Source organism: Limnohabitans sp., from assembly GCF_036804465.1.
GTDB lineage: Bacteria > Pseudomonadota > Gammaproteobacteria > Burkholderiales > Burkholderiaceae_C > Limnohabitans.
The window spans coordinates 1-23982 of record NZ_DAIRSK010000017.1 but is presented as its reverse complement, the minus strand read 5'-3'; the positions used below and the strand labels follow the sequence as shown (position 1 = coordinate 23982).

The 23982-nt window shown below is 57.8% G+C and carries 17 protein-coding genes and 1 pseudogene; 11 read left to right on the top strand and 7 right to left on the bottom strand.

Annotated elements, in window-relative coordinates; all coding sequences use genetic code 11:
• Positions 1-89 precede the first annotated feature (89 nt).
• The 3 genes from V7Q41_RS10185 to metW are packed head-to-tail and all read left to right on the top strand — an operon-like array spanning position 90 to position 4893.
• Complete coding sequence (locus V7Q41_RS10185) at positions 90-3068, top strand: DNA topoisomerase III (RefSeq protein WP_333845734.1); 2979 nt, start codon at positions 90-92, stop codon at positions 3066-3068.
• Positions 3069-3082: 14 nt separating this feature from the next.
• Positions 3083-4315, top strand: coding sequence for a homoserine O-succinyltransferase MetX (gene metX, locus V7Q41_RS10180; protein ID WP_333845733.1), 1233 nt, complete (start codon positions 3083-3085; stop codon positions 4313-4315).
• Entirely contained in the window at positions 4312-4893 is a 582-nt protein-coding gene (gene metW / locus V7Q41_RS10175; protein WP_333845732.1) for a methionine biosynthesis protein MetW, read from the top strand. Before metX ends, metW begins: the two co-directional genes overlap by 4 nt.
• Positions 4894-4919: 26 nt before the next feature.
• On the opposite strand, the gene V7Q41_RS10170 is transcribed toward metW, so the two are convergent.
• Positions 4920-5651: a 16S rRNA (uracil(1498)-N(3))-methyltransferase gene (locus V7Q41_RS10170; protein WP_333845731.1), complete on the bottom strand. Its 732-nt coding sequence runs from the start codon at positions 5649-5651 to the stop codon at positions 4920-4922.
• A gap of 2 nt (positions 5652-5653) precedes the next feature.
• The gene (locus V7Q41_RS10165) at positions 5654-6790 is read right to left on the bottom strand and encodes an aminoglycoside phosphotransferase family protein (RefSeq protein ID WP_333845730.1); all 1137 of its coding nucleotides are present in this window, start codon (positions 6788-6790) and stop codon (positions 5654-5656) included.
• A gap of 98 nt (positions 6791-6888) precedes the next feature.
• Here V7Q41_RS10165 and V7Q41_RS10160 point away from each other — a divergent pair, with 98 nt between their 5' ends.
• Genes V7Q41_RS10160 through rsmA form a run of 3 tightly spaced genes read left to right on the top strand, consistent with a single transcriptional unit; the run spans position 6889 to position 11456 of the window.
• Positions 6889-9363 carry an LPS-assembly protein LptD gene (locus V7Q41_RS10160; protein WP_333845729.1) on the top strand — a complete coding sequence of 825 codons (2475 nt, stop codon included), beginning with the start codon at positions 6889-6891 and terminating at the stop codon, positions 9361-9363.
• 2 nt (positions 9364-9365) lie between these two features.
• Positions 9366-10685, top strand: coding sequence for a peptidylprolyl isomerase (locus V7Q41_RS10155; RefSeq protein ID WP_333845727.1), 1320 nt, complete (start codon positions 9366-9368; stop codon positions 10683-10685).
• A gap of 12 nt (positions 10686-10697) precedes the next feature.
• Positions 10698-11456 (top strand): 16S rRNA (adenine(1518)-N(6)/adenine(1519)-N(6))-dimethyltransferase RsmA, encoded by a 759-nt coding sequence (rsmA, locus tag V7Q41_RS10150; RefSeq protein WP_333845725.1) that lies wholly within the window; start codon positions 10698-10700, stop codon positions 11454-11456.
• Between the two features lie 276 nt (positions 11457-11732).
• On the opposite strand, the pseudogene V7Q41_RS10145 reads toward rsmA, so the two are convergent.
• The 4 genes and pseudogenes from V7Q41_RS10145 to V7Q41_RS10130 all read right to left on the bottom strand — a co-directional run.
• Positions 11733-12128: pseudogene (locus V7Q41_RS10145) on the bottom strand (barstar family protein); the annotation flags it as partial.
• A 172-nt stretch (positions 12129-12300) separates the two neighbouring features.
• Complete coding sequence (locus tag V7Q41_RS10140; protein WP_333845722.1) at positions 12301-14610, bottom strand: NADP-dependent malic enzyme; 2310 nt, start codon at positions 14608-14610, stop codon at positions 12301-12303.
• 170 nt (positions 14611-14780) lie between these two features.
• Positions 14781-16181: an aminopeptidase P N-terminal domain-containing protein gene (locus V7Q41_RS10135; RefSeq protein WP_333845720.1), complete on the bottom strand. Its 1401-nt coding sequence runs from the start codon at positions 16179-16181 to the stop codon at positions 14781-14783.
• Between the two features lies 1 nt (position 16182).
• Entirely contained in the window at positions 16183-17031 is an 849-nt protein-coding gene (locus V7Q41_RS10130; RefSeq protein ID WP_333845719.1) for a nucleotidyltransferase family protein, read from the bottom strand.
• A gap of 127 nt (positions 17032-17158) precedes the next feature.
• Here V7Q41_RS10130 and tkt point away from each other — a divergent pair, with 127 nt between their 5' ends.
• The 3 genes from tkt to gap (V7Q41_RS10115) all read left to right on the top strand — a co-directional run bounded on the left by tkt (position 17159) and on the right by gap (V7Q41_RS10115) (position 21426).
• The gene (gene tkt, locus V7Q41_RS10125; RefSeq protein ID WP_333845717.1) at positions 17159-19240 is read left to right on the top strand and encodes a transketolase; all 2082 of its coding nucleotides are present in this window, start codon (positions 17159-17161) and stop codon (positions 19238-19240) included.
• Between the two features lie 39 nt (positions 19241-19279).
• On the top strand, positions 19280-20287 hold the full coding sequence (gene gap / locus V7Q41_RS10120) for a type I glyceraldehyde-3-phosphate dehydrogenase (protein WP_333845716.1): 1008 nt from the start codon (positions 19280-19282) through the stop codon (positions 20285-20287).
• Between the two features lie 140 nt (positions 20288-20427).
• Positions 20428-21426: a type I glyceraldehyde-3-phosphate dehydrogenase gene (gene gap / locus V7Q41_RS10115; protein WP_333845715.1), complete on the top strand. Its 999-nt coding sequence runs from the start codon at positions 20428-20430 to the stop codon at positions 21424-21426.
• Position 21427: 1 nt separating this feature from the next.
• Here gap (V7Q41_RS10115) and V7Q41_RS10110 read toward each other — a convergent pair whose 3' ends face one another.
• The gene (locus V7Q41_RS10110; protein ID WP_333845714.1) at positions 21428-22051 is read right to left on the bottom strand and encodes a TMEM165/GDT1 family protein; all 624 of its coding nucleotides are present in this window, start codon (positions 22049-22051) and stop codon (positions 21428-21430) included.
• 175 nt (positions 22052-22226) lie between these two features.
• On the opposite strand from V7Q41_RS10110, the gene V7Q41_RS10105 reads away from it, so the two are divergent.
• Positions 22227-23429, top strand: a complete 1203-nt coding sequence (locus tag V7Q41_RS10105; RefSeq protein ID WP_333845713.1) for an ammonium transporter — start codon at positions 22227-22229, stop codon at positions 23427-23429.
• A gap of 193 nt (positions 23430-23622) precedes the next feature.
• A partial coding sequence (locus V7Q41_RS10100) for an RNA recognition motif domain-containing protein (protein ID WP_333845711.1) occupies positions 23623-23982 on the top strand: 360 nt, incomplete at its 3' end.

Genomic DNA, 23982 nt, shown 5'->3' with positions numbered 1-23982 from the left:
GTTACGTACGCATGTGCGTGCGCGCACGTGGGCGCGCGTGCGCACGCGAGACAACGAATTGTAGTGGTCAGTTTTTAAGGAACTTTGAAATGAGCAAAACCCTCGTGATTGCCGAAAAACCTTCGGTCGCGCAAGACATCGTGCGCGCACTCACGCCTGTGGCGGGGAAGTTCGAAAAACACGACGATCACTTTGAGAGCGACACCTATGTGGTCTCCAGCGCCGTCGGTCATTTGGTGGAAATCCAAGCGCCCGAAGAATTTGACGTCAAGCGCGGCAAGTGGAGCTTTGCCAACTTGCCCGTGATTCCCCCCTTCTTCGACTTGAAGCCGGTAGAAAAAACCAAAACGCGATTGAACGCCGTGGTGAAGCTGGCCAAGCGCAAAGACGTGACCGCCCTCATCAACGCCTGTGACGCGGGCCGCGAAGGCGAACTGATCTTTCGCTTGATCGAGCAATACGCAGGTGGCAAAAAGCCGCTCGACAAACCCGTCAAGCGCCTGTGGTTGCAGTCCATGACGCCGCAAGCGATTCGCGATGGCTTCGATTCGTTGCGCAGCGAAAAACAAATGCAAGGCCTGGCCGATGCAGCGCGCAGCCGCTCTGAGGCCGACTGGCTGGTGGGCATCAACGGCACCCGCGCCTTGACCGCCTTCAACTCCCGCGAAGGCGGCTTTTTCTTGACCACCGTGGGCCGTGTGCAAACACCCACCTTGTCGGTGGTGGTGGAACGTGAAGAGCAAATCCGCAAGTTCATCAGCCGCGACTATTGGGAAATTCACGCATCCTTCAAGGTGCAAGCAGGCGCCTACCCCGCCAAGTGGTTCAACCCAGAACACAAAAAAGACGCGCAAGACGGGGAGAAAAAACATGACCGCGTCTGGAGCGAAGCCGAGGCCCTGACCATTGCCAATGCTGTGCGAAACCAAGCAGCGCATGTGACCGAAGAAAGCAAGCCCACCACCAAGGCCAGCCCTGGTTTGTTTGACCTGACCTCGCTGCAGCGCGAAGCCAACGGCCGCTTTGGCTTCTCGGCCAAAACCACCCTGGCTTTGGCACAAAGTTTGTACGAACGCCACAAGGCATTGACCTACCCACGTACCGATTCACGCCACTTGCCAGAGGACTACGTGCCAGTGGTCAAGCAAACCTTTGAGATGCTGGCCGACAGTGGCATGAAGCACTTAGAGCAACACGCGACCGTGGCGCTGAACAACCACTACGTGCGAAAACTGCCACGCGTGTTTGACAACAAAAAGGTCAGCGATCACTTTGCGATCATCCCCACCTTACAAGCGCCCAGCGGCTTGTCTGAGGCTGAACAAAAGCTGTACGACATGGTGGTGCGCCGCTTCATGGCCGTGTTCTTTCCCAGCGCCGAATACATGGTGACCACGCGCATCAGCACGGTCAAAGCCGCAGGCAAAGACCACCACTTTCGCACCGAAGGCAAAGTGTTGGTCAACGCCGGATGGATGGCCGTGTACGGCAAAGACGCGGCCCAAGAAGCATCGGACAACGAAGAAGACGGCAAGACGCTCGTCGCCTTGACAGCGGGCGAAGCCGCCCACAACGAGTCCGTCGACGCCAAAGGCCTGAAAACCCGCCCACCCGCACGCTACAGCGAAGCCACGCTGCTGGGCGCGATGGAAGGCGCGGGCAAGCTGGTGGAAGACGACGAGTTTCGCGAAGCCATGCAAGAAAAAGGCTTGGGCACACCCGCCACGCGCGCGGCCACCATCGAAGGCTTGCTCAACGAAAAATACATGATTCGTGACCTGCGCGAATTGGTGCCTACCGCCAAAGCCTTTCAACTGTTCACCCTGTTGCGCGGCTTGGGCGTGGAAGAGCTGTCCAAACCTGAACTCACCGGCGGCTGGGAGCACAAGCTCGCCTTGATGGAACAAGGCGAGTTGAGTCGCGCCGAGTTCATGCGCGAAATCGCCGAGATGACCGAGCACATCGTCAAAAAAGCCAAAGAGTTTGACCGTGACACCATTCCCGGCGACTACGCCACACTCCAGACCCCCTGCCCCAAGTGCGGCGGCGTGGTGAAAGAAAACTACCGCCGCTACGCCTGCGTAGGCAAAGACGCCACGGCATCTGACTCGGGCGAAAACGGCGCAGGTTGTGGCTTCTCGATCAGCAAAATTCCAGGCGGACGCACGTTTGAAGCGGCCGAGGTAGAGCAGTTCCTGACCCACAAAAAGATTGGCCCACTCGACGGTTTTCGCTCTAAAGCGGGTTGGCCGTTCACCGCCGAAATTGCGCTCAAGTACAGCGAAGAAGACCAAAACTGGAAGCTCGAATTCGACTTTGGCGACGACGGCGCGGACTCTGGTGAGATTGTTGAGTTCGGCGACGCCCCCGCTTTGGGGAACTGCCCCAAGTGCGGCAGCCCGGTGTTTGACCACGGCAGCAATTATTTGTGCAGCAAAGCCGTGCCCACACATGCGCAAGCGACGCCTAGCTGCGACTTCAAAAGCGGCAAAATCATCTTGCAACAGCCTGTCGAACGCGAACAAATGACCAAGCTGCTCAGCGAAGGCAAAACCGATTTGCTCGACAAGTTTGTGTCCATGCGCACACGTCGCGCGTTCAAAGCCTTTTTGCAGTGGGATGCCGAGGCAGGCAAGGTGAACTTTGCGTTTGAGCCCCGCGTGAGCAAATACCCACCCAAAGGCGGCAAGACGCCCACCACCAACGCGCTCATCAAAGCGGCTGGCAAAAAAGTGCCCGCCAAAACAAGCAAGGCCACGAAAGCCACCCAGGCCAAGGCCGAAAAAATAGCCAAGCCCAAAGCGCCACGCAAAGTCAGCGCAGGCTATTTGCCCAGCGCTGATTTGGCCAACGTGATTGGCGCTGAAGCCGTGGCCCGCACCGAAGTCATCAAGAAGCTGTGGGACTACATCAAGGCCAATGGCTTGCAAGACGCCACCAACAAACGCGCCATCAATGCGGACGCCAAGCTCAAGCCCGTGTTTGGCAAAGACCAAGTGACGATGTTTGAGCTGGCAGGCATTGCAGGCAAACACCTGCGCCCGATTGGCGAGTCAGCCGGTGAATAAATAAGAGCAATCTCATGTCTTTGAATGCAGCCCCCAAGCACGCGCCGATGATCGCCACGCCGCAGGCCATGCACTTTGCAGAGCCCCTCGCCTTGCAAAGTGGTGCCAGCCTGCGCGACTACACCCTCGCCTTTGAGACCTATGGCACTTTGAACGCCGAGCGCTCCAACGCGGTACTGGTGTGCCACGCCCTCAATGCCTCGCATCACGTGGCGGGCGTGTATGCAGGCCAAAACAAAAGCGAGGGTTGGTGGGACACCATGATCGGCCCCGGCAAGCCTGTGGACACCCAGCGCTTCTTTGTGATTGGCGTGAACAACCTCGGCTCTTGCTTTGGCTCCACGGGTCCCATGCACACCCACCCCGACACGGGCAAGGTATATGGCGCGGACTTCCCCGTGGTCACAGTAGAAGATTGGGTGAACGCCCAAGCCTTGTTACTCGACCGCTTAGGGATAGAACAGCTTGCAGCCGTTTTGGGCGGCAGCTTGGGCGGCATGCAAGCATTGAGCTGGACGCTGCAATACCCTGAGCGCGTGCGCCATGCCGTGGTGGTGGCCAGTGCACCCAACCTCACCGCCGAGAACATTGCCTTCAACGAAGTGGCGCGTCGCGCGATCGTGACCGACCCCGACTTTCATGACGGGCACTTTTACGAACACGGCGTTGTGCCTCAGCGCGGATTGCGCATCGCGCGCATGGTGGGCCACATCACCTATCTGAGCGACGATGTGATGAACGAGAAGTTTGGTCGAAAATTGCGCCCCACCGCTGTGGCCGATGGCGCTGGCAAAGTGCTTGATATGGCTGCAACCGACGGCGAGACACGCGACTATTTGTACACCACGCAAGACGTGGAGTTTCAAATCGAAAGCTACCTGCGCTACCAAGGCGACAAGTTCAGCGAGTACTTTGATGCCAACACCTACTTGCTGATCACCCGCGCGCTCGACTACTTTGACCCTGCCCGCACCTATGGCGGCGATTTGTCGGCGGCGTTTGCGCGCACAGCAGCGAAGTTTTTGCTGGTCAGCTTCACCACCGATTGGCGCTTCTCGCCCGCTCGTAGCCGTGAGATGGTGCAAGCCTTGCTCGACAACCAACGCGATGTGAGCTATGCCGAAATCGACGCCCCACATGGCCACGATGCCTTCTTGTTGGACGATGCGCGCTATGTGAATGTCATGCGCTCTTACTTCACGCGCATTCACGACGAACTCGCGACACACACGGGAGGTGGCGCATGACACCTGACAACTTGCTGGCCTTTGCCGCCCTCGTGCCCCAAGGCAGCCGCGTGCTGGACCTTGGCTGCGGCGATGGCGCACTGCTGGCCCACCTGCAACAACACAAAGCCTGCACCGGTTACGGCGTCGAGCTCGACGACACCAATGTGCACGCCTGCGTCCAACGCGGTGTGAATGTGCTGCAACTCAACCTCGATTTGGGGCTCAGCGTGTTTGCCGACCAATCATTTGACGTGGTGCTACAAATCGACACCTTGCAACACTTGCGCAACGCTGAGACCATGCTGCGCGAAACCGCACGTGTGGGCAAAACTGGCATCGTGGCCTTCCCTAACTTTGGCCACTGGCCCAACCGCTTGAGTATTTTGCAAGGGCGCATGCCCGTGACCAAACGCTTGCCTTACCAGTGGTATGACACGCCCAACATTCGCGTGGGCACCTTCAAAGACTTTGAGGTGCTTGCCGAGAAGAACCGCCTGCAAGTGACCGAAGCTTTTGGTGTGCAAGACGGTCAGCGTGTGGATGTGTGGCCCAACCTGATGGCGGGCACAGCGGTGTTTAAGTTTGAGCGGACCTGACTCAAAGTCCTGGCCCAGCTTGGCGCTTATGCCAAGGAAAGCAAGCTCAAAGCGGCTAGCGCTGCTGTCTCAGAACGCAACACGCGCTCACCCAAACGCAAGGCCACAAAACCTTTGGTCCGCGCCGCTGCGTCTTCTGCATCCGTCAAGCCGCCCTCTGGGCCGCTCAGCAGCACCCACGATTTAGACAAAGCGGCTGCACCCTCACGCAAGGCCGTCAAAGGCTGCGTGCTGGCATGCAGCGACAGCACGCCATGCACCACATCGGCTTGCACTGCTTGACGCGCCAGCCATGCGTCTAAGCGCTCGGGCGCATCCATCAGCGGCACGCGGTTGCGGCCGCATTGCTCACTCGCACTGGCCGCCACAGCTTGCCAATGCGCTTGCTTCTTGTCGGCGCGATCACCCGTCAAGCGAATCACGCTGCGCTCGGTCATCAAGGGGGTGATGCGGTGCACGCCCAGCTCGGTGGCTTTTTCCACCAGCCAGTCCATGCGCTCATTGGCGGGCATGCCCACGGCGAGGTGAACCTGCACAGCCGCTTCGCATTCCACGTCGCTGTGCTCACCCACCACCACGCGCACCTCACTGCGGCCCATGTGCTGCACTTGGGCACTGAACTGGCCGCCTTGGCCGTTGAACAAGGTGAGTGTGTGGCCCGGCTGCATGCGCAGCACTTGCACATGTCGGGCCGCAGTGGGTGGCAAGTCAAGCACTTGGCCTGGCAGCAAGGGCAGGGGGCAGTAAAAGCGCGCCATGCTTATCGTGCGCCTGGGGTCAGCCGAGGAAAGGCAAGGCTGATGGCCGGCTCGGTGCCTTCAACTTTGTCGATCAATCGCAGCAAGGGCGTGAATTCGCTGTAGCGGCTGGCCGTGGTGCGGATGTATTGGATGAAGCGTGGCGCATCTGCCAAGTACTTGGGCTTGCCGTCGCGCAGGGTCAGCCTTGCAAAGATGCCCGCCACTTTGAGGTGGCGTTGCAAGCCCATCCACTCCACAGCGCGATAAAACGCACCAAAATCGCTGTGCCAGTCTTCAAAATCCATCAGGCCGAGTTTGCGGGCACGCTCCCAGTAGCGGATGGTGACGTCAAGCACAAAGTCTTCCTCCCAGGTCAAAAACGCGTCGCGCATGAGGCTGGCGATGTCGTAGGTGATGGGGCCATAGACGGCGTCTTGGAAGTCCAACACGCCTAAGCGCTTTTCAGCGAGGTCATGCGGCATCATCAAGTTGCGCGGCATGAAGTCTCGGTGCACAAACACACCCGGCGCAGCCAAGTTGCGCTGCACGATGGTTTGAAACGTTTTGTCCAGCATCGCGCGCTGGGTGGTGTCGATGTGCAGCTGGCGGTGTTGGGTGAGGTACCAATCAGGAAACAGCGACAGTTCGCGCGCAAGCAGCGGCCCGTCGTAGGCGGGCAGCACACCTGGGCGGCTGCTTTGCTGAAGCGCCAGCAAGGCGTCTAGCGCACGCATGTACAGGCCGTGGTTGGCCTGTGGGTTGTCACGGTCCATCACCTCCATCATGGTTTGGGAGCCAATGTCTTCGAGCAACATGAAGCCCTGCGGCTCATCCCACGCCAAAATGCGCGGCGCATAGAGGCCCGCGTCCACCATCAGCCGAGCGATGCGAACAAAGGGCTCGCAGTTTTCTTTGTCGGGTGGTGCATCCATGATGATGCACGCGCCTTGTGCGCTGTCAACACGGAAGTAGCGCCTAAAGCTGGCATCCGCCGAGGCCATGCGCACCGTGGCTGGCTGCACGCCGTGTGCGCCAGCTTGCGCGTCTAGCCACTGATGAAATGCGGATTGACGCTCGGCTTGCCCCCACTCAAGTGGGGCATAGGTGGACGCTTGGGGCAAGGCGCCCAAAGGCTGGGAAATGAAGGGTGTGCTCATGGATAATCTAAATTCTACAAACAGCCTCCAGCGCCCCGACTTTTCGGGCCTTCGCTTGATGGGGCTGGTCAATGCAAGGTCTTCCCGTTTTCATGCTGATGCCCCATTTTCACCGCCAAACTCGCGCCCTGTTATGGCTGGTGATGGGCATGCTGGGCGTCCATGCCCTGGCTCATGCGCAAATTCAAGCGCCAAGCGAGAGCAGCCCGTCTTTGATTTTGCGCTCCAGCAGTTTGCTGCAAGAGGTCATCTCTCCCGACGCACGCAAACAACTGCCTACGTTCCTAGAAAGCAACTCGCTGATTGAAAACGCCAACCAAGTCACCACGCTGCAAGGTCAAGTGGTGCTGCGCCGTGGCGAAATTTTTCTCAAGGCAGACCAGCTCGAATACGATGCGGTCAATGACATGGCCAAGGCCCGAGGCAATGTGTATATCAACCGAGCAGGCAATGTCTACCAAGGGCCCGCGCTTGATTTGCAAATGGACGCGTTCGAGGGGTTTTTCACGCAACCCAGCTACCGCCTGTTGAAAAACAATGCCTACGGCGACGCCTCGCGCATCGATTTTGTCAGCCCTTCGCGCTCGGTGATGCACAACGCGAGCTTCACCACCTGCCAACGCAAGCCGGGGCCCAGCTGGATGCCGGATTGGTTCTTCAGTGCTGACAAAATCTCCACCGATTCTGACCGCCACATTGGCTTGGTTGAGGGGGGGTCGGTGCGCTTCAAGGGCCTGCCCGTGTTGCCCATTCCGGCGATTGATTTTCCGCTCGACGATGAGCGTAAATCCGGCTTGCTGCCCCCTAGTTTTGGCGTTGACAACATTGGCGGCTTGGAATACTCCCAGCCTTACTACTGGAACTTGGCGCCCAACCGCGACATCACCTTCACGCCCACGTACTGGAGTCAGCGCGGCATCAAGCTCAATACGGAATTTCGTTATTTAGAAGGCTTGGCGCCTCAGCCTGCCTTTCAAGGTTTGATGCGCTTTGATTACATGCAAAACGACAAACTGCGTGAAGACCGAGCGCGGTGGGGCGTGAACTACACCCACAGCGGCCTGCTCAACCCAAGTTATGCAGGTGGTGGGTTTGGCTTGACGGTGAACGTCAACCGCGCCAGTGATGACAACTATTGGAAAGACTTTTCGCTGGGCAGCCTCACAGGCATTCAACGGCTGTTGTCCAGCGATGTCGGCGTGTCTTGGACTGATGGGCTTATCACCACAGCCATGCGTGTTCAGAAATGGCAAACCTTGCAAGACTTGGCCAATGTCAACAACCGCATCACACCCCCCTTTGACCGACTGCCGCAAATCACCGCGCGCATCCAACGCTTCAACCTGGCTGGCGGCTTAGACTTCAGCCTCGATGGGGACTTCACGCGGTTCAGTTCCGCCCGCGATGTGGACTGTGCAAATGCCACCACGAACAACACCAGCAAACTGTTTTATAACTGCGCACCCAACGCCGACCGTGCGGTGACCTGGGCGCAATTGAGCCGCCCGTTCATCACGCCCTATGGCTACGTGACACCCAAAATGCAATTGCATGCGCGCAGCTACCAATTTGAGGGCGGCTTGCCCAACACGCTTTTCTACAACGGCCGTCAGGGTCAAACCAGCGCGGGCGTCTCCGTGCCCACCTTCAGCTTGGATGCGGGCATGGCTTTTGAGCGAAGCAGTCGCTTGTTTGATCGGACTTGGACCCAAACCCTTGAACCCCGGCTGTTTTACGTCAACACCCCTTTCCGCGATCAAAGCTACCTGCCCAACTACGACTCTGGTGGCAACTCCTTCAACTTCGCCAGCATCTTCACAGAAAATGCCTTTGGCGGTCACGACCGCATTTCGGACAGCAAATTGCTCACGTTGGGCGCCACCTCGCGCTTCCTTGACCCCGAGACCGGTGCAGAAAGCGCCCGTTTCGGCGTTGCGCAACGTCTGCGCATGAAAGATCAGCGCGTGGCATTGCCTGACGACCCAATGGCGCAGTCAGGGTTGAGCGATATCTTGACAGGCGCAACCCTGCATTTGTCGCGTTCTTGGGCGGTGGACTCCACGATTCAATTCGATCCAAAAAACGACAATTTTCGCCGACGCGTGGTGGGGGGCCGCTACAGCCCGGGCTCTTACCGCGTGATCAATGCTGCTTGGCGCTCTCAAAACGATGCCACTGGCAACGCCGTGTCCAAACAATTGGACCTCGGATGGCAATGGCCGCTGCATGACCTATGGGGCGGTGTTGACGGCCGTGACGAACTCGGGCGCGGCTTAGGCGAGGGGCGTTGGTACAGCGTGGCCCGCATGAACGTCGACATGATGACCAAGAAGCCCGTCGAGTCGATCATTGGCTTCGAATACGATGCAGGCTGCTGGTTGAGTCGAACAGTGATCGAACGTCAGCAAATTGCTGACGGTTTGGCACGTCAACGCATTTTGTTTCAACTCGAGTTTGTAGGACTGTCACGCCTAGGTACCAATGCCATGGGTTCGTTGCGCAACAACGTTCCGCGCTATCAACCTCTGCGCCAGCCGACAACCACGCCTAGCCGTTTTGGCAATTACGATTGAAGATGAACATGGTATTTTTCAAACCTTGGTTTTTCGTTGTGTGGGCCCTCATGGGGTTCACGCTGGACGCAGCCGCGCAAACCTCAAGCAACAACAAAACGGGCAGCCGCGATTTCATCGTCGCGGTGGTCGACGCTGTGCCCATCACCAACCATGAGGTGATGTCACGTGCACCGCAGTTGCAAGAACAACTCAAGCAGCAGGGCCGCCTTGTGCCGCAGGGGGAGTCCTTGCTTAAAGCCGCGCTGGAGCGCTTGATTGTTGAAAAAGCACTGCTGCAACATGCCAAAGAAAACGGCATTGTGGTGGAAGAGGATGCCATCGACCAAGCCGAGCAGCGCTTGGCAGCTCAAAGCCAAATCAGCCTGGCTGAGCTGCACAAGCGACTGAAAGCGCAAGGCACAAGCCCCGAGCGCTTGCGCCAAAACCTACGTGAACAATTGGTCTTGCAACGGCTGACCGAGCGCAACGTGCCGGGACGCATCAGGATCAGCGAAGTCGAGATTGACCAAGCCGTGCGCCAGCGGCAAAACGCCAGCATCGACACCAACCCCGACATGGAACTGGGCCACATCTTGGTGGCCGTTCCTGAAAAAGCCAGCCCATCGGAAGTTGCAGCCCTGCAAATCAAAGCGCAAACTGCTTTGGCCCAACTCAAACGCGGCGACGATTTGGCCCGTGTGGCCAAAGAATTCTCCAACGCAGCCGAGCGCGACACAGGCGGTCTGATGGGCTTGCGTCCTGCCAGCCGATACCCCAGCTTGTTTGTAGACGCCACCAAAAGCCTCAGCGAGGGTGACACGACCTTGGTTCGTTCTGGCGCAGGATTTCATGTGCTCAAGCTCATCACCAAACGCGCCAGCAGCGTGTTGACCATGACGCAAACCCGCCCTCGCCACATTTTGTTGCGCCCAGGTGGCCAATTGAGCCAAACCGCTGCGCGCGCGCAACTGGCGCAATACAAACGCCAAATCGAGTCGGGCAGGTCAGACTTTGCCAAGCTCGCACGCGAGCACTCGCAAGACGCCAGCGGTGCCGATGGCGGCGATTTGGGCTGGGTCTCCAGCGGCATGTTTGTACCCGAGTTTGAAGAGGTCATGAACAAGCTACAAATTGGCGAAATGGCAGATCCTTTGGTGTCGCGCTTTGGTGTGCATCTGATTCAGGTCTTGGAGCGTCGCGAAGCGCCCATCAGCGAGCGTGAGTTGCGCGATCTGGCGCGCAGCGGCTTGCGCGACAAAAAGTTTGACGAGACCTACCAACTGTGGGCCCAAGAAGTGCGCGGTCGCGCCTATGTGGAATACCGTGACCCGCCGCAATAAGCAAAGCCGACTTTGAAACACATTGCCAGAAAGCGCTTCGGCCAGCACTTCTTGACCGACGGCGCCATCATTGAAAGCATTGTGGATGCCATCGACCCGCAACCCCATGACCCCATGGTCGAGATCGGTCCGGGCTTGGCCGCCCTCACACAGCCCTTGGTGGAGCGGCTGGGCAAACTCAACGTCATCGAACTCGACCGCGACTTGGCCCAGCGCTTGCGCGAGCATCCACACTTGAACGTGATCGAGTCCGACGTGTTGCGCGTGGACTTCACCCAATTGGCCGCCGACTTGAACGTGCCTAAGCTGCGCGTGGTGGGCAATCTGCCCTACAACATCTCCTCGCCCATCCTCTTTCATTTGCTCGCGCACGTTGCTGTGGTGCAAGACCAGCACTTCATGCTACAAAAAGAAGTGATTGACCGCATGGTGGCCAAGCCCAGCACCAGCGACTACGGCCGCTTGAGCGTGATGCTGCAATGGCGTTACGACATGCAAGACGTGTTGTTTGTGCCACCAGCGTCATTTGATCCGCCACCCCGGGTGGACAGCGCGGTGGTGCGCATGGTGCCGCTTGGCGAACCCCCGCAAATCCATGTCAAGCTCATGGAAGAGATGGTCAAGGTGGCCTTCAGCCAACGCCGCAAATTGCTGCGCCACACCCTAGGCAAATGGCTGGAGGACCGCGGCTTTGCTGGCACGTTCAATGTACAGCGCCGTGCCGAAGAGGTGCCCGTGTCCGAATACGTGGCGCTGGTGCAAAGCCTTTAGTGTCATTTAGCGTCATTTGTCGTCATTTGGCAAACAAAAAACCCGTCAACAGTTGCCTGCGACGGGATTTTGCTTTGGGGCGCTGCGCTGACGCAGCGCTGCACCCAATTAAGCTGCGGTTTGCCAGTAGCCGGCGTTGAAAGGGCTGCTCATTCGCAATGCCATGGGCGACACATCCACCAATTTGTCGGTCGGCATTTTTTCGCCTTCTTCTAACAACTCAATGCTTTCAGCGCCCAAGCCTGCTTTTTCAACCGAAGGCGCGCGGGCGACCGAGAATGAGTAGAAGCAGCGGAAAGCCACTTTGCGGTCAGACCAGTAATCAGCCGCTTCGCGGAAAATGTCCAACAACTGCTCACGTGCTTCTTTGTCAAACTTGGCGTGAGCAGGAATGTGCTCCAACACCAAAATAAAACCAGGCTGAGGGCCCGACTTGTGCAAGGGGTCGGTCATGCCGTCATACAAGGAGTCAAAGTTCTTGCTGGCTGTGCCCGCCAGGTTGAATTCCTTGGAGATGATGTCCAAGATGTCTTGCTTGCTTTGGGCTTGGGCCAAGTTGACATACAAAAAGTGGTGGCCAAGGCTTTGGGCAGCCTCTTGCAAATCTGGCACGCGAAAGGCGCGGATAGACTGAACGATATTGGTTTTGATGGTACGCAAAGGCATGGACATAAGCCGTTCTTAAAGCTTCTAATGAATCAATGAATCTTCGGGTTAACCCGAAAATTTGGAAGAACAAGTGTCTTCGAAATGAAACAAAAAAGCAAGGGGCCGCCCCTTTTTTTGGGGCGCCTTGAAGGGTTATGTCGGCGAAATTGGCTAATTTTCTGTAAAAAGTGCCTATTTAACGCACAGCACTGGCATCTGCGACAGTCAATGCGGTCATGTTGACGATGCGGCGCACCGTGGTGCTCGCGGTCAAAATATGCACCGGTTTGGCAGCGCCCAGCAAGACCGGGCCAATGGCAATGTTGCCGCCTGCTGCCGTTTTGAGCAGGTTGTAGGCAATGTTGGCTGAGTCCAGATTCGGCAACACCAGCAAATTCGCATCGCCAATCAAGGTCGTGTCTGGCATTTGCGATTCACGGGCATGGCCATCGAGTGCCACATCGCCGTGCATTTCGCCGTCAACCTCCAACCAAGGTGCTTTTTGCTTCACCAAGGCCAAGGTTTCGCGCATCTTGATCGCCGAAGGCATGTCGCTGCTGCCAAAGTTGGAGTGCGAGAGCAAGGCGGCTTTGGGTTGGATGCCAAAACGACGCATTTCTTCGGCAGCCATGACTGTGATTTCGGCCAATTGCGCCGCTGTCGGGTCGTAGTTGATGTGCGTGTCGACCAAAAACACTTGGCGATCCGGCAATATCAGACCATTCATGGCCGCATACGTGCTAACGCCTTTGCGGTGACCAATGACCTCATCCACATATTTCAAATGGGTGAGCGGCGTGCTCCAGGTGCCACAAATCAGGCCGTCCACCTCGCCTTTGTGCAGCATCATCGTGCCGATGAGCGACAAGCGGCGACGCATGTCGATTTTGGCCAACTGCTCGGTCACGCCATGGCGTGCGGTCATCTTGAAATAGGTTTGCCAGAAGTCACGGTAACGGTGGTCTTGCTCCACGTTGACCACTTGGTAATCGATGCCTTCTTTCAAGCGTAAGCCAAATTTTTCAATGCGTTGAACAATCACCGCAGGTCTGCCAATCAAGGTGGGCTGGGCCAAACCTTCGTCCACCACGATTTGCACGGCACGCAGCACGCGCTCTTCTTCGCCCTCTGCAAAGCACACGCGTTTTTTGCTGGCCTGCTTGGCTGCCGCGTAGATGGGTTTCATGATGGACCCAGAGGCATACACAAAGCTTTGTAATTTTTCGATGTAGGCGCCCATGTCTTGAATCGGTCGCGTCGCCACGCCACTGTCAGCCGCGGCCTTGGCCACAGCAGGGGCGATCTTCATCATCAAGCGCGGGTCAAACGGCTTGGGGATGAGGTACTCAGGGCCAAAAGCCAAGCTCTCGCCCGAATACGCAGCGGCCACCACTTCACTTTGTTCCGCTTGCGCCAACTCGGCAATGGCATACACCGCAGCAATTTCCATTTCGTCGGTGATGGTGGACGCGCCCGCATCCAAGGCGCCGCGAAAGATGTAGGGAAAGCACAGGACGTTGTTGACTTGGTTGGGATAGTCGCTGCGACCCGTGGCAATGATGGCGTCGTCGCGCACGGCCTTGACTTCTTCGGGCGTGATTTCAGGATTGGGGTTGGCCAACGCCATGATGATGGGGTTTGCCGCCATTTTTGTGACCATCTCTGGCTTGAGCACGCCACCAGCGGACAAGCCCAAGAACACATCCGCGCCTGCGATGACGTCGCTCAACGTACGCGCATCGGTTTTTTGAGCAAATTGGATCTTGTCTTCGTCCATCAGCTCCGTGCGGCCCTCATACACGACGCCCGCCAAGTCGGTGACAAAAATATGGCTGCGGGGCATGCCCATTTTGAGCAACAGGCCCAAGCAGGCCAACGCCGCCGCGCCCGCGCCTGAGGTGACGAGCTTGACGGTTTTGATGTCTTTGCCCGCCACTTTGAGTCCGTTGATGATCGCAGCGCCAACCGTGATCGCCGTGCCGTGTTGGTCATCGTGGAAGACGGGAATCTTCATGCGCTCACGCAGTTTGCGCTCCACGTAGAAGCAGTCGGGCGCCTTGATGTCTTCGAGGTTGATGCCGCCAAACGTGGGCTCAAGCGAAGCAATGATGTCGACCAACTTGTCAAGATTCTTCTCGTCAATTTCCAAGTCAAACACATCAATGCCAGCAAACTTCTTGAACAAAACGCCTTTGCCCTCCATCACGGGCTTAGAGGCCAAGGGGCCAATGTCGCCCAAGCCCAGCACGGCTGTGCCGTTGGTGATGACGGCGACCAAGTTGCCACGGCTGGTGTACTTGAACGCGTTGTTGGGGTCTTTGACAATTTCTTCACAAGGGGCCGCCACACCAGGCGAGTAAGCCAGCGCCAAATCATGTTGGTTCACGAGCTGCTTGGTGGCTTGAATCGACACTTTGCCAGGGGTAGGGAACTCGTGGTACTCCAGGGCGGCGCGGCGCAATTCGGCACGCGCTTCAGGGCTGTTGTGGCTGGCGTTGGAACTCATTCAAATCTCCTAGTTATGCAAAAGGTCGTCATGCTTCACGAAAGCACACGACCTCAGCTTGGTGATTCATTTTAGGCCTCTGGTTTGCATTCCATTTTTTGCCTTGCTGCCGCTCGTTTGCGTCGGGCGGTCTCACCCAACCCACACCTCGCTGCCACGTCAACGTGCAATCATGAGCGCATCAACGCTTCAATTTCGTCAGCAACAACCGGCACACCACGAGACATCAATTCGCAACCACCCGAGGTGACGATGGCATCGTCCTCAATGCGAATGCCGATGTTCCAAAACGCTTTTGGCACATCGTCAGCTGGGCGCACATACAAGCCAGGCTCGATGGTCAGCACCATGCCCTCGTGCAAGATGCGGCTGGGTCGGTTGACGATGGTTTCGCCCGACAACGGGTCTTTGCGCGAGCTGGTTTGACCCAGCTCGGTGGGCTCCACATAGCTGCCGCAGTCGTGCACATCCATGCCCAGCCAATGGCTGGTCCGGTGCATATAAAACGCAAAGTACGCACGCTTTTCAATCACGTCTTGTGCGTTACCGTGTTTGGCTTCGCTCAACAAACCGAGGTCTAACAAACCTTGCGCCAAAACTTTGACGGCGGCGTCATGCGGGTCCACAAAACGCGCACCCGCTTTGGTGGCAGCCACGGCGGCGTCTTGGCTGGCGACCACCAAGTTGTAGAGGTCGCGCTGCGGGCCTGTGAACTTGCCGTTGGCGGGGAAGGTGCGGGTGATGTCGCTGGCATAACCATCCAACTCGCAGCCCGCATCAATCAATACCAGCTCCCCATCGCGCACAGGCGCGGCATCCGCGCGGTAGTGCAGCACGCAGGCATTGGCGCCCGCCGCCACGATGGAGGTGTAAGCAGGAAACTGCGAGCCGTGCAGACGGAACTCGTGCAGCAACTCGGCGTCTAAGTGGTACTCACGCACGTCTTGGCCCGCACGCAACATGCGCGCACTGGTTTGCATGGCGCGGATGTGGGCTTGCGCGCTGATTTGCGCGGCGCGGCGCATGAGGCCTTGTTCGTGTGCGTCTTTGATCAGTCGCATTTCATCGAGTGGGCCGCAGGCATCGCGCTGCTGAGTAGGGCACTGCGCGCCAAACCGCACGCGTGCGCGCACGGCATTGAGCCAGCCATCCACCCGAGTTTCTAAACCTTTGTGCATGGCGAACGGGTACCAAACGGTGTGCTGGTTCTCCAACAATTGAGGCAGCTGCTTGTCCAACTCAGTCACCGACACGGCGGCGCTCACGCCCAGGGCAGACACGGCGGCCTCTGGCCCCAAACGATAGCCATCCCACGTCTCGCGCTCCAAGTCTTTGGGCTGACAAAACAGCGTGCTGCGGCCTGAGGCATCGAGGACCAACCAAGCGTTGGGTTCGGTGAACCCAGTCAAGTAATAAAAGTAGCTGTCGTGGCGGTAGGCAAAGTCACTGTCGCGGTTGCGTGCACGCTCGGGCGCAGTAGGAATCAGGACCACGCCGCCCTCGCCCAGCAGGGCGGCCAAGCGGGCGCGCCTGGCCGCGTAGATTGGGGGGTGTGCGATGGCTGGTGTCATGTCAAACCTTGTGTGTTGAGGTGGCGTTGAGTTGCGCCAACCGATTTGGCGTACCGACATCGGTCCACGCGCCTGAGTAGAGCGACGCACTCACCATGCCATTGTCCATGGCGGCCCTCAACATGGCTGCCAATGGGGCTTTCACGCCAGCGGGGTTGCCCGCTGGAATAGGGCACCAGGCGGCTTCAAAGAAAGCGCGTTTGTAAAGCGCGATGGTGCTGAAGGTGTAGCGCGGCAGCTCTGCGCCCTGACTAGCAATGGCAACCTTGAGAGCGCCAGCGCTGGCTGAGGTGGCAACGGCCAATTTGGGCAAGTTCAAAGCCAAACCATCTGCAGACAAACCAAAGTCGCCGCCGAGGTTGTGCTCAGGGTTGGGCACCAGCCAAATATGGGCGAGTTGGGGGCTGGTTTTGAATCGCGCAAACGCCTCGAGCGCGAACACAAAGTCTGGCGCAAACACATCCCCCGCCACCACCCAAAACACATCCTGCAGCTGGGGCAACGCGCGCACGATGCCGCCTGCGGTTTCTAGTGCGCCGCCAAAGTCCACCCCCTCTTGCGAGTAATGCAAGCGCATGGGGGCTTGGCCTGCGGTTTGGAAAGTGTTGCCAAAGTGCTGCGCAATTTGTTCGCCCAGCCACGCGGTGTTGATGACCACCTGCGTGACGCCGCCCCGCTGCAAGCCCTGCATGGCCCATTGCATGAGGGCTTGGCCGCGCACGGCGAGCAAGGGTTTGGGGGTGACGTCGGTCAAGGGGCGCATCCGCTCGCCGCGTCCCGCAGCCAAAACCAGGGCGGTGGCCAAGGCCGACGGCTGTGCCAAAGGGGCTGAAGTGGTGCGCTTTGTCATGGCTTGTCAGTGTAGCGAGACGGCCTGAATGGCTATTTGTCAAACATCTGTCATAAGAACGCACCGAGGGGCGGGCGGGCTCGTTAAAATCGTGGTTTTCCCTCATGACCCACCGGAGCCGCCTGACATGGCAAACACCCAACAAATGGCCAGCGCAATTCGCGCCTTGGCGATGGACGCTGTACAACAAGCCAACTCTGGACACCCCGGCGCGCCCATGGGCATGGCCGACATGGCGGTGGCTTTGTGGGGCGACCACTTGCGCCACAACCCCAAGAACCCCCATTGGTTGAACCGCGACCGCTTTGTGCTGTCCAACGGCCACGGCTCGATGTTGATTTACGCACTGTTGCACCTCACGGGCTATGACTTGCCGATGGACGAGTTGAAAAATTTCCGCGTGCTGCACAGCAAAACTGCGGGCCACCCCGAGGTGGGTGTGACGCCTGGCATCGAGACCACCACCGGCCCCTTGGGCCAAGGCATCACCAACGCGGTGGGCATGGCGCTGGCTGAGAAGTTGTTGGCCTGCGAGTTCAACCGTGAAGGCCACCCCATCATCGACCACCACACCTTCGCCTTCATGGGTGACGGCTGTTTGATGGAGGGCATCAGCCACGAAGCTTGCTCGCTCGCAGGGGCTTGGAAGTTGAACAAACTCATCGCCTTGTATGACGACAACGGCATCTCGATTGACGGCCAAGTGGCCCCTTGGTTTGCCGACAACACGCCAGAGCGCTTCAAAGCTTACGGCTGGAACGTGATTGGCCCCATCAACGGCCACGACGCTGCTTTGGTGAGCCAAGCCATCGCATCTGCCAAGCTCAGCTTGACCCAGCCCACGCTGATTGTTTGCAAAACCAGCATCGGCAAAGGCAGCCCCAACCGCGCTGACACCGCCAAAGCCCACGGCGAGCCTTTGGGTGCTGAAGAAATTGCATTGACACGCGCAGCCATTGGCTGGAACCACGCGCCCTTCGACATACCCAAAGAGGTGTACGCAGATTGGAGCGCTGTGTCACGAGGCAAAGCCCAAGAAACCGAATGGAAAACCGCTTTCGCAGCCTACAAAGCCGCGCATCCCGCTTTGGCCAAAGAACTGCTGCGCCGCATGGCGGGCGAGTTGCCCAAAAACTTTGCACAGACTGTGGTGGACACCGTCATCGATGCGCACACCAAAGCCCACACGGTGGCCAGCCGCAAGGCCAGCCAACTCGCCCTAGAAGCGTTCACTGCTGCCATGCCCGAACTTTTGGGGGGTAGCGCGGACTTGACGGGCTCCAACCTGACCAACACAAAATCCACACCCAACCTGCGCTTTGACGCTGCGGGCCAGGTGGTGAAAAACGAAGTGGGCCAAGGCGGTCGTCACATCAATTACGGCGTGCGTGAATTCGGCATGGCCGCCATCATGAACGGCGTGGCTTTGCACGGTGGATTTATTCCCTACGGCGGCACATTCCTCACCTTCAGCGACTACTCACGCAACGCCATTCGCATGGCCGCGCTGATGAAGCAACGCATCATCCATGTGTTCACCCACGACTCGATTGGCTTGGGCGAAGACGGCCCCACGCACCAGTCCATCGAACACGCCGCTTCGCTGCGTTTGATTCCCAACCTCGATGTCTGGCGCCCTGCTGACACCGCCGAAACTGCGGTGGCTTGGGCGGTGGCTTTGCAAAACAAACACAAGCCCACCGCCTTGTTGTTGAGCCGACAAAACCTGCCCTATTTGCCCAAAGGTGACGCCGTGCAAAGCAAGGCCGCCTTGCCCGCTGGCGACATCTCGGGCTTGGACGCCATCAACAAAGGCGCTTACGTGTTGGCCGAGCCAAGCGAGGTGGGCCTCAAGAAAAAGGCGCAAGCCGTCATTTTGGCCACCGGCTCCGAAGTGCAGCTGGCCATGAAAGCCCAAGCGCTCCTAGCCGAGCGCCAGATTGCCGTGCGTGTGGTGTCTGTGCCCAGCACCACCACCTTTGACCGCCAAAGCGCGGCCTACCAAGCCGCCGTGCTGCCGCAAGGCCTGCCTCGCATTGCGGTGGAAATGGGCGCGACCGACGGCTGGTGGAAATACGGCGTGGCGGCTGTGGTTGGCATTGACACCTACGGCGAATCAGCCCCGGCAGCTGTTTTGTTCCAGCACTTCGGCTTCACGCCTGAAAACGTGGCTGACACGGTTGAAGCTGTGCTGCAAAAGCAAGCTTGAACCACACAGGTTTTTTAACTTCCTCCTGAGACTTCTCCCATGACCATCAAATTAGGTATCAACGGTTTTGGCCGTATCGGTCGTTTGGCTTTGCGCGCGGCGCTCAAGCACGGCTTTACCGATATCCAAATCGTCGGCATCAATGACCCCAAGCCTTCCGATTACTTGGCCTACATGCTCAAGTACGACAGCGTGCACGGGCGATTTGATGGCACGGTTGACCACACCGAAGATACGCTGATCGTGAACGGTAAAAAGATCAAACTCTCCCACGAACGCGATGCGCACAACTTGCAATGGGGCGCCATGGGCGTAGACATCGTGCTGGAGTGCACGGGCCACTACCTGACCGAGCCCACCAGCCAAATGCACCTGGCCGCTGGCGCCAAAAAGGTGGTGATTTCTGCCCCGTCAAAAGACACCATTCCGATGTTTGTGTTCGGCGTGAATCACAAAAAATACGCGGGCGAGGCCATCGTGTCCAACGCATCTTGCACCACCAACTGTTTGGCCCCCGTGGTCAAAGTGCTCAACGACAAATGGGGCATCAAGCGCGGTTTGATGACCACGGTTCATGCTGCCACGGCCAGCCAAATGACCGTAGACGGTTCGTCACGCAAAGACTGGCGCGGCGGTCGCGGTATTTTGGAAAACATCATCCCGTCCAGCACGGGCGCGGCCAAAGCGGTGGGCGTGGTGATTCCTGAAATCAAGGGCAAGATCACTGGCATGGCTTTTCGCGTGCCGACCTCGGACGTGTCTGTGATTGACCTGACCGTGGAGCTTAACCATGAGGCCAGCTACGCCGACATTTGCGCAGAGATGAAAGCGCAAAGCGAGGGTGCGCTCAAAGGCGTGTTGGGCTACACCGACGAAAAAGTGGTGTCCACTGACTTCCGCGGCGAGCCGTGTGCCAGCGTGTTTGATGCCACAGCGGGCATCGCTTTGGACAAAAACTTTGTCAAGATCATCGCTTGGTATGACAACGAATGGGGCTACGCCAAGCAGTGCTTAGAGATGGTTCGTGTGGTGGCCAAGAAAAAGTAATCTTCTTTATATCCTCAGACAAAGCGCCCTTGGGCGCTTTTTTTATTGCCATGCCTCAAGTAACGGTAAATAAAATACATATTTTTTGTTGAAATCATGTAACAAAGTTTCATAGAATTGAGCCACTTTAGGAGACTGTCATGACCATCCAATTGGGTATCAACGGCTTTGGCCGCATCGGGCGCATGGTGTTTCGCGCCGCCATTCAACACTTTCACGACATCGAAGTGGTTGGCATCAACGACCTGTTAGAGCCGGATTACTTGGCCTACATGCTCAAGTTCGACAGCGTGCACGGCCGCTTCCAAGGCGAGGTGTCTGTCGACAACGGCCACTTGGTGGTGAACGGCAAAAAAATTCGCCTCAGCCAAGAGCGCGACCCTGCGGCTTTGAAATGGCACGAGATTGGCGCCGACGTGGTGTTGGAAGCCACAGGCTTGTTCCTTGACAAAACCACGGCCGAAAAACACCTGAGCGCAGGCGCCAAAAAAGTGCTGATGTCTGCACCCTCAAAAGACGACACGCCCATGTTTGTGTTCGGCGTGAACCATGGCACTTACGCGGGTCAAAGCATTGTGTCGAACGCGTCGTGCACCACCAACTGCTTGGCCCCCATTGCCAAAGTTTTGAACGACAAATGGGGCATCAAACGCGGCCTGATGACCACTGTGCACGCCACCACCGCCACGCAAAAAACGGTGGACAGCCCGAGCAACAAAGACTGGCGCGGCGGACGCGGTATTTTAGAAAACATCATCCCGTCCAGCACGGGCGCAGCCAAGGCGGTGGGGCTGGTGATTCCAGACATCCAAGGCAAGCTCACGGGCATGGCGTTTCGCGTGCCCACGTCTGACGTCTCCGTGGTGGACCTGACGGTAGAGCTCAACAGCGAAGCCACATACAAAGAGATTTGCGCTGAGATGAAAGCACAAAGCCTGGGCGCAATGAAGGGTGTGCTGGGTTACACCGAAGACAAAGTGGTGTCCACTGACTTTCGCGGTGAGCCGTGTACCTCGGTATTTGACGCAGGTGCGGGCTTGGCGCTAGACAGCACCTTCGTCAAAATCGTCAGTTGGTATGACAACGAATGGGGCTACTCCAACAAATGCTTGGAGATGGTGCGCGTCATCGCCAAATAACTCATGGCGATGCAGCTGGCGCGGCGGGTTCGACACGCACGGACTCGCTCGGCGTGGGTGTTTGACTGCCGCCTAACAGCACCAACAAACCCAGCACCACAAACACTGCCGCGCTGATGCGGTGTACCCAGGTGAGCGGCACAAGCCGCGTGATGCGTTCGCCAAACCACACCACCGGCGCATTGGCCAACATCATGCCCAGCGTGGTGCCGGCCACCACCCAAATCCACGAGGTGTATTCAGCCGCCAACATCACTGTGGCGATTTGTGTTTTGTCGCCCATCTCGGCCAAGAAGAAGGCCAGCACCGTGGTACCAAAAACGCCCAACTTTGGCGCCACATCAGCATCGGTGGCGTCCAACTGATCGGGCACCAGCATCCAAGCGGCCATTGCCAAGAACGAAATACCCAGCACCCAACGCATCGCGGCTGGGCCCATGAAACTGGTGAGCCATGCGCCAAACGCACCCGCCAAGGCGTGGTTGGCCAAAGTTGCCACCAAAATACCCCACACGATGGGCCAAGGCTTGCGAAACCGCGCGGCGAGCAACAAAGACAACAGCTGGGTTTTGTCGCCCATTTCGGCAAGGGCCACAATACCCGTAGAGATCAGAAAAGCTTCCATTTTTTCAGTTTATCGCGCAGCACTGGCTGATCCGCAAAATCCATTCTTTTTTCTTGATGACGACCTCTGGATGACGCATTGTTGAGTTTGGTGCATTTTTTGCTTCTATCTGGTGCGACACACATAAAGCGCGCCAAAGCGCACCAAAAAAGTTCAATTTTCAAGGATTCAAACAATGGATGCACACAAACAGGGCGCGGATGCTTTGTTCATTCTGCTAGGGGCCATCATGGTGCTTGCCATGCATGCGGGCTTCGCATTTTTAGAGCTGGGTACCGTTCGCCGAAAGAACCAAGTCAATGCGCTGGTCAAAATTTTGGTGGATTTTTGTATGTCGACGCTGGCCTATTTTGTGATCGGTTATGGCGTGGCTTATGGTGCAAGCTTCATGATCGGCGCGCAGTCATTGGCCGACAAAAACGGGTATGACCTGGTGAAGTTCTTTTTCTTACTCACCTTTGCTGCGGCCATTCCCGCCATTATTTCGGGTGGCATTGCTGAGCGCGCCAAGTTTTGGCCCCAGCTGATCGCCACGGCGGTGGTGGTTGGCTTTGTGTACCCCTTCTTTGAGGGCATCGCCTGGAACCAACATTTCGGATTTCAGGCTTGGCTCAAAGAGGCGACGGGTGATGAGTTTCATGACTTTGCGGGCTCTGTGGTGGTCCATGCGGTGGGCGGCTGGATTGCTTTGCCTGCCGTGCTGCTGCTAGGTGCGCGAAGCAACCGCTACCGCAAAGACGGCGCCATTTCTGCACACCCGCCCTCCAGCATTCCTTTCCTCGCCTTGGGCGCGTGGATGTTGATCGTGGGCTGGTTTGGCTTCAACGTGATGAGCGCGCAAACCCTCGACAAAATTTCGGGCCTCGTGGCCGTCAACTCGTTGATGGCGATGGTGGGCGGTACCTTGGTGGCGTTGATTGCTGGCAAAAACGATCCGGGCTTTGTGCACAACGGCCCCTTGGCCGGCTTGGTGGCCGTGTGTGCGGGGTCCGATTTGATGCATCCCATGGGCGCCTTGGTGGTGGGCGCTGTGGCGGGTGGCATTTTTGTGGTGATGTTCACGCTCACCCAAAACAAATGGCGCATTGACGATGTGTTGGGCGTGTGGCCTTTGCATGGCCTGTGCGGCACGTGGGGCGGAATTGCTGCGGGTATTTTTGGCACACAAGCCTTTGGGGGCTTGGGCGGCATTAATCTGAGCGCGCAATTGGCTGGAACTGCCTTGGGCGTGGTGTGGGCTTTGGTCGGTGGCTTTGTGGTCTATGGTGTGTTGAAGATCACCACGGGATTGCGCATGAGCCAAGAAGAGGAGTTTGAAGGCGCCGATCTGACCATTCACAAAATCACCGCATCCCCTGATCGCGAAGCAAGCTGGTAAGCCTCGTCAAGTGTGGTTTTTCGGCGATAAGTCACGCCATCTACAGGTAAACGCTTGGATGTTTGCCTTTCTTGTGCTCCATAATGATTGCGACTTTAAAAATGCGAGCCATTTAAAAGGTTGTGTTGGGTGATCGGTCAGTTTCGGTTCGGGACTCCATCGCTTTGTTTTTGTGTTTTAAGGAGTCCCTTTCATGGGCAACAAACTGTACGTCGGCAATTTGCCATATTCAGTGCGCGACAGCGATCTTGAGCAGTCATTTGGACAGTTCGGCACGGTGACCAGCGCGAAAGTCATGATGGAGCGTGACACGGGCCGCTCTAAAGGTTTTGGCTTTGTCGAGATGGGCAGCGATGCCGAAGCGCTTGCCGCCGTTGAAGGCATGAACGGTGCACCTTTGGGTGGCCGCAGCCTTGTGGTGAACGAGGCTCGCCCCATGGAACCTCGCCCCCCCCGCTCTGGCGGTTTTGGCGGTGGTGGTGGTGGTGGCGGCTACGGCGGTGGCGGTCGTGAAGGCGGCGGCGGCGGCTACGGTGGCGGCGGTCGTGAAGGC

What these genes read in the sequence shown, in the direction of transcription:
- V7Q41_RS10185 (WP_333845734.1), top strand. Translation starts at nt 90, where the DNA reads ATGAGCAAAACCCTCGTGATTGCCGAAAAACCTTCGGTCGCGCAAGAC.
- metX (WP_333845733.1), top strand. Translation starts at nt 3,083, where the DNA reads ATGTCTTTGAATGCAGCCCCCAAGCACGCGCCGATGATCGCCACGCCG.
- metW (WP_333845732.1), top strand. Translation starts at nt 4,312, where the DNA reads ATGACACCTGACAACTTGCTGGCCTTTGCCGCCCTCGTGCCCCAAGGC.
- V7Q41_RS10170 (WP_333845731.1), bottom strand. Translation starts at nt 5,651, where the DNA reads ATGGCGCGCTTTTACTGCCCCCTGCCCTTGCTGCCAGGCCAAGTGCTT.
- V7Q41_RS10165 (WP_333845730.1), bottom strand. Translation starts at nt 6,790, where the DNA reads ATGAGCACACCCTTCATTTCCCAGCCTTTGGGCGCCTTGCCCCAAGCG.
- V7Q41_RS10160 (WP_333845729.1), top strand. Translation starts at nt 6,889, where the DNA reads ATGCCCCATTTTCACCGCCAAACTCGCGCCCTGTTATGGCTGGTGATG.
- V7Q41_RS10155 (WP_333845727.1), top strand. Translation starts at nt 9,366, where the DNA reads ATGAACATGGTATTTTTCAAACCTTGGTTTTTCGTTGTGTGGGCCCTC.
- V7Q41_RS10140 (WP_333845722.1), bottom strand. Translation starts at nt 14,610, where the DNA reads ATGAGTTCCAACGCCAGCCACAACAGCCCTGAAGCGCGTGCCGAATTG.
- V7Q41_RS10135 (WP_333845720.1), bottom strand. Translation starts at nt 16,181, where the DNA reads ATGACACCAGCCATCGCACACCCCCCAATCTACGCGGCCAGGCGCGCC.
- V7Q41_RS10130 (WP_333845719.1), bottom strand. Translation starts at nt 17,031, where the DNA reads ATGACAAAGCGCACCACTTCAGCCCCTTTGGCACAGCCGTCGGCCTTG.
- tkt (WP_333845717.1), top strand. Translation starts at nt 17,159, where the DNA reads ATGGCAAACACCCAACAAATGGCCAGCGCAATTCGCGCCTTGGCGATG.
- gap (WP_333845716.1), top strand. Translation starts at nt 19,280, where the DNA reads ATGACCATCAAATTAGGTATCAACGGTTTTGGCCGTATCGGTCGTTTG.
- gap (WP_333845715.1), top strand. Translation starts at nt 20,428, where the DNA reads ATGACCATCCAATTGGGTATCAACGGCTTTGGCCGCATCGGGCGCATG.
- V7Q41_RS10110 (WP_333845714.1), bottom strand. Translation starts at nt 22,051, where the DNA reads ATGGAAGCTTTTCTGATCTCTACGGGTATTGTGGCCCTTGCCGAAATG.
- V7Q41_RS10105 (WP_333845713.1), top strand. Translation starts at nt 22,227, where the DNA reads ATGGATGCACACAAACAGGGCGCGGATGCTTTGTTCATTCTGCTAGGG.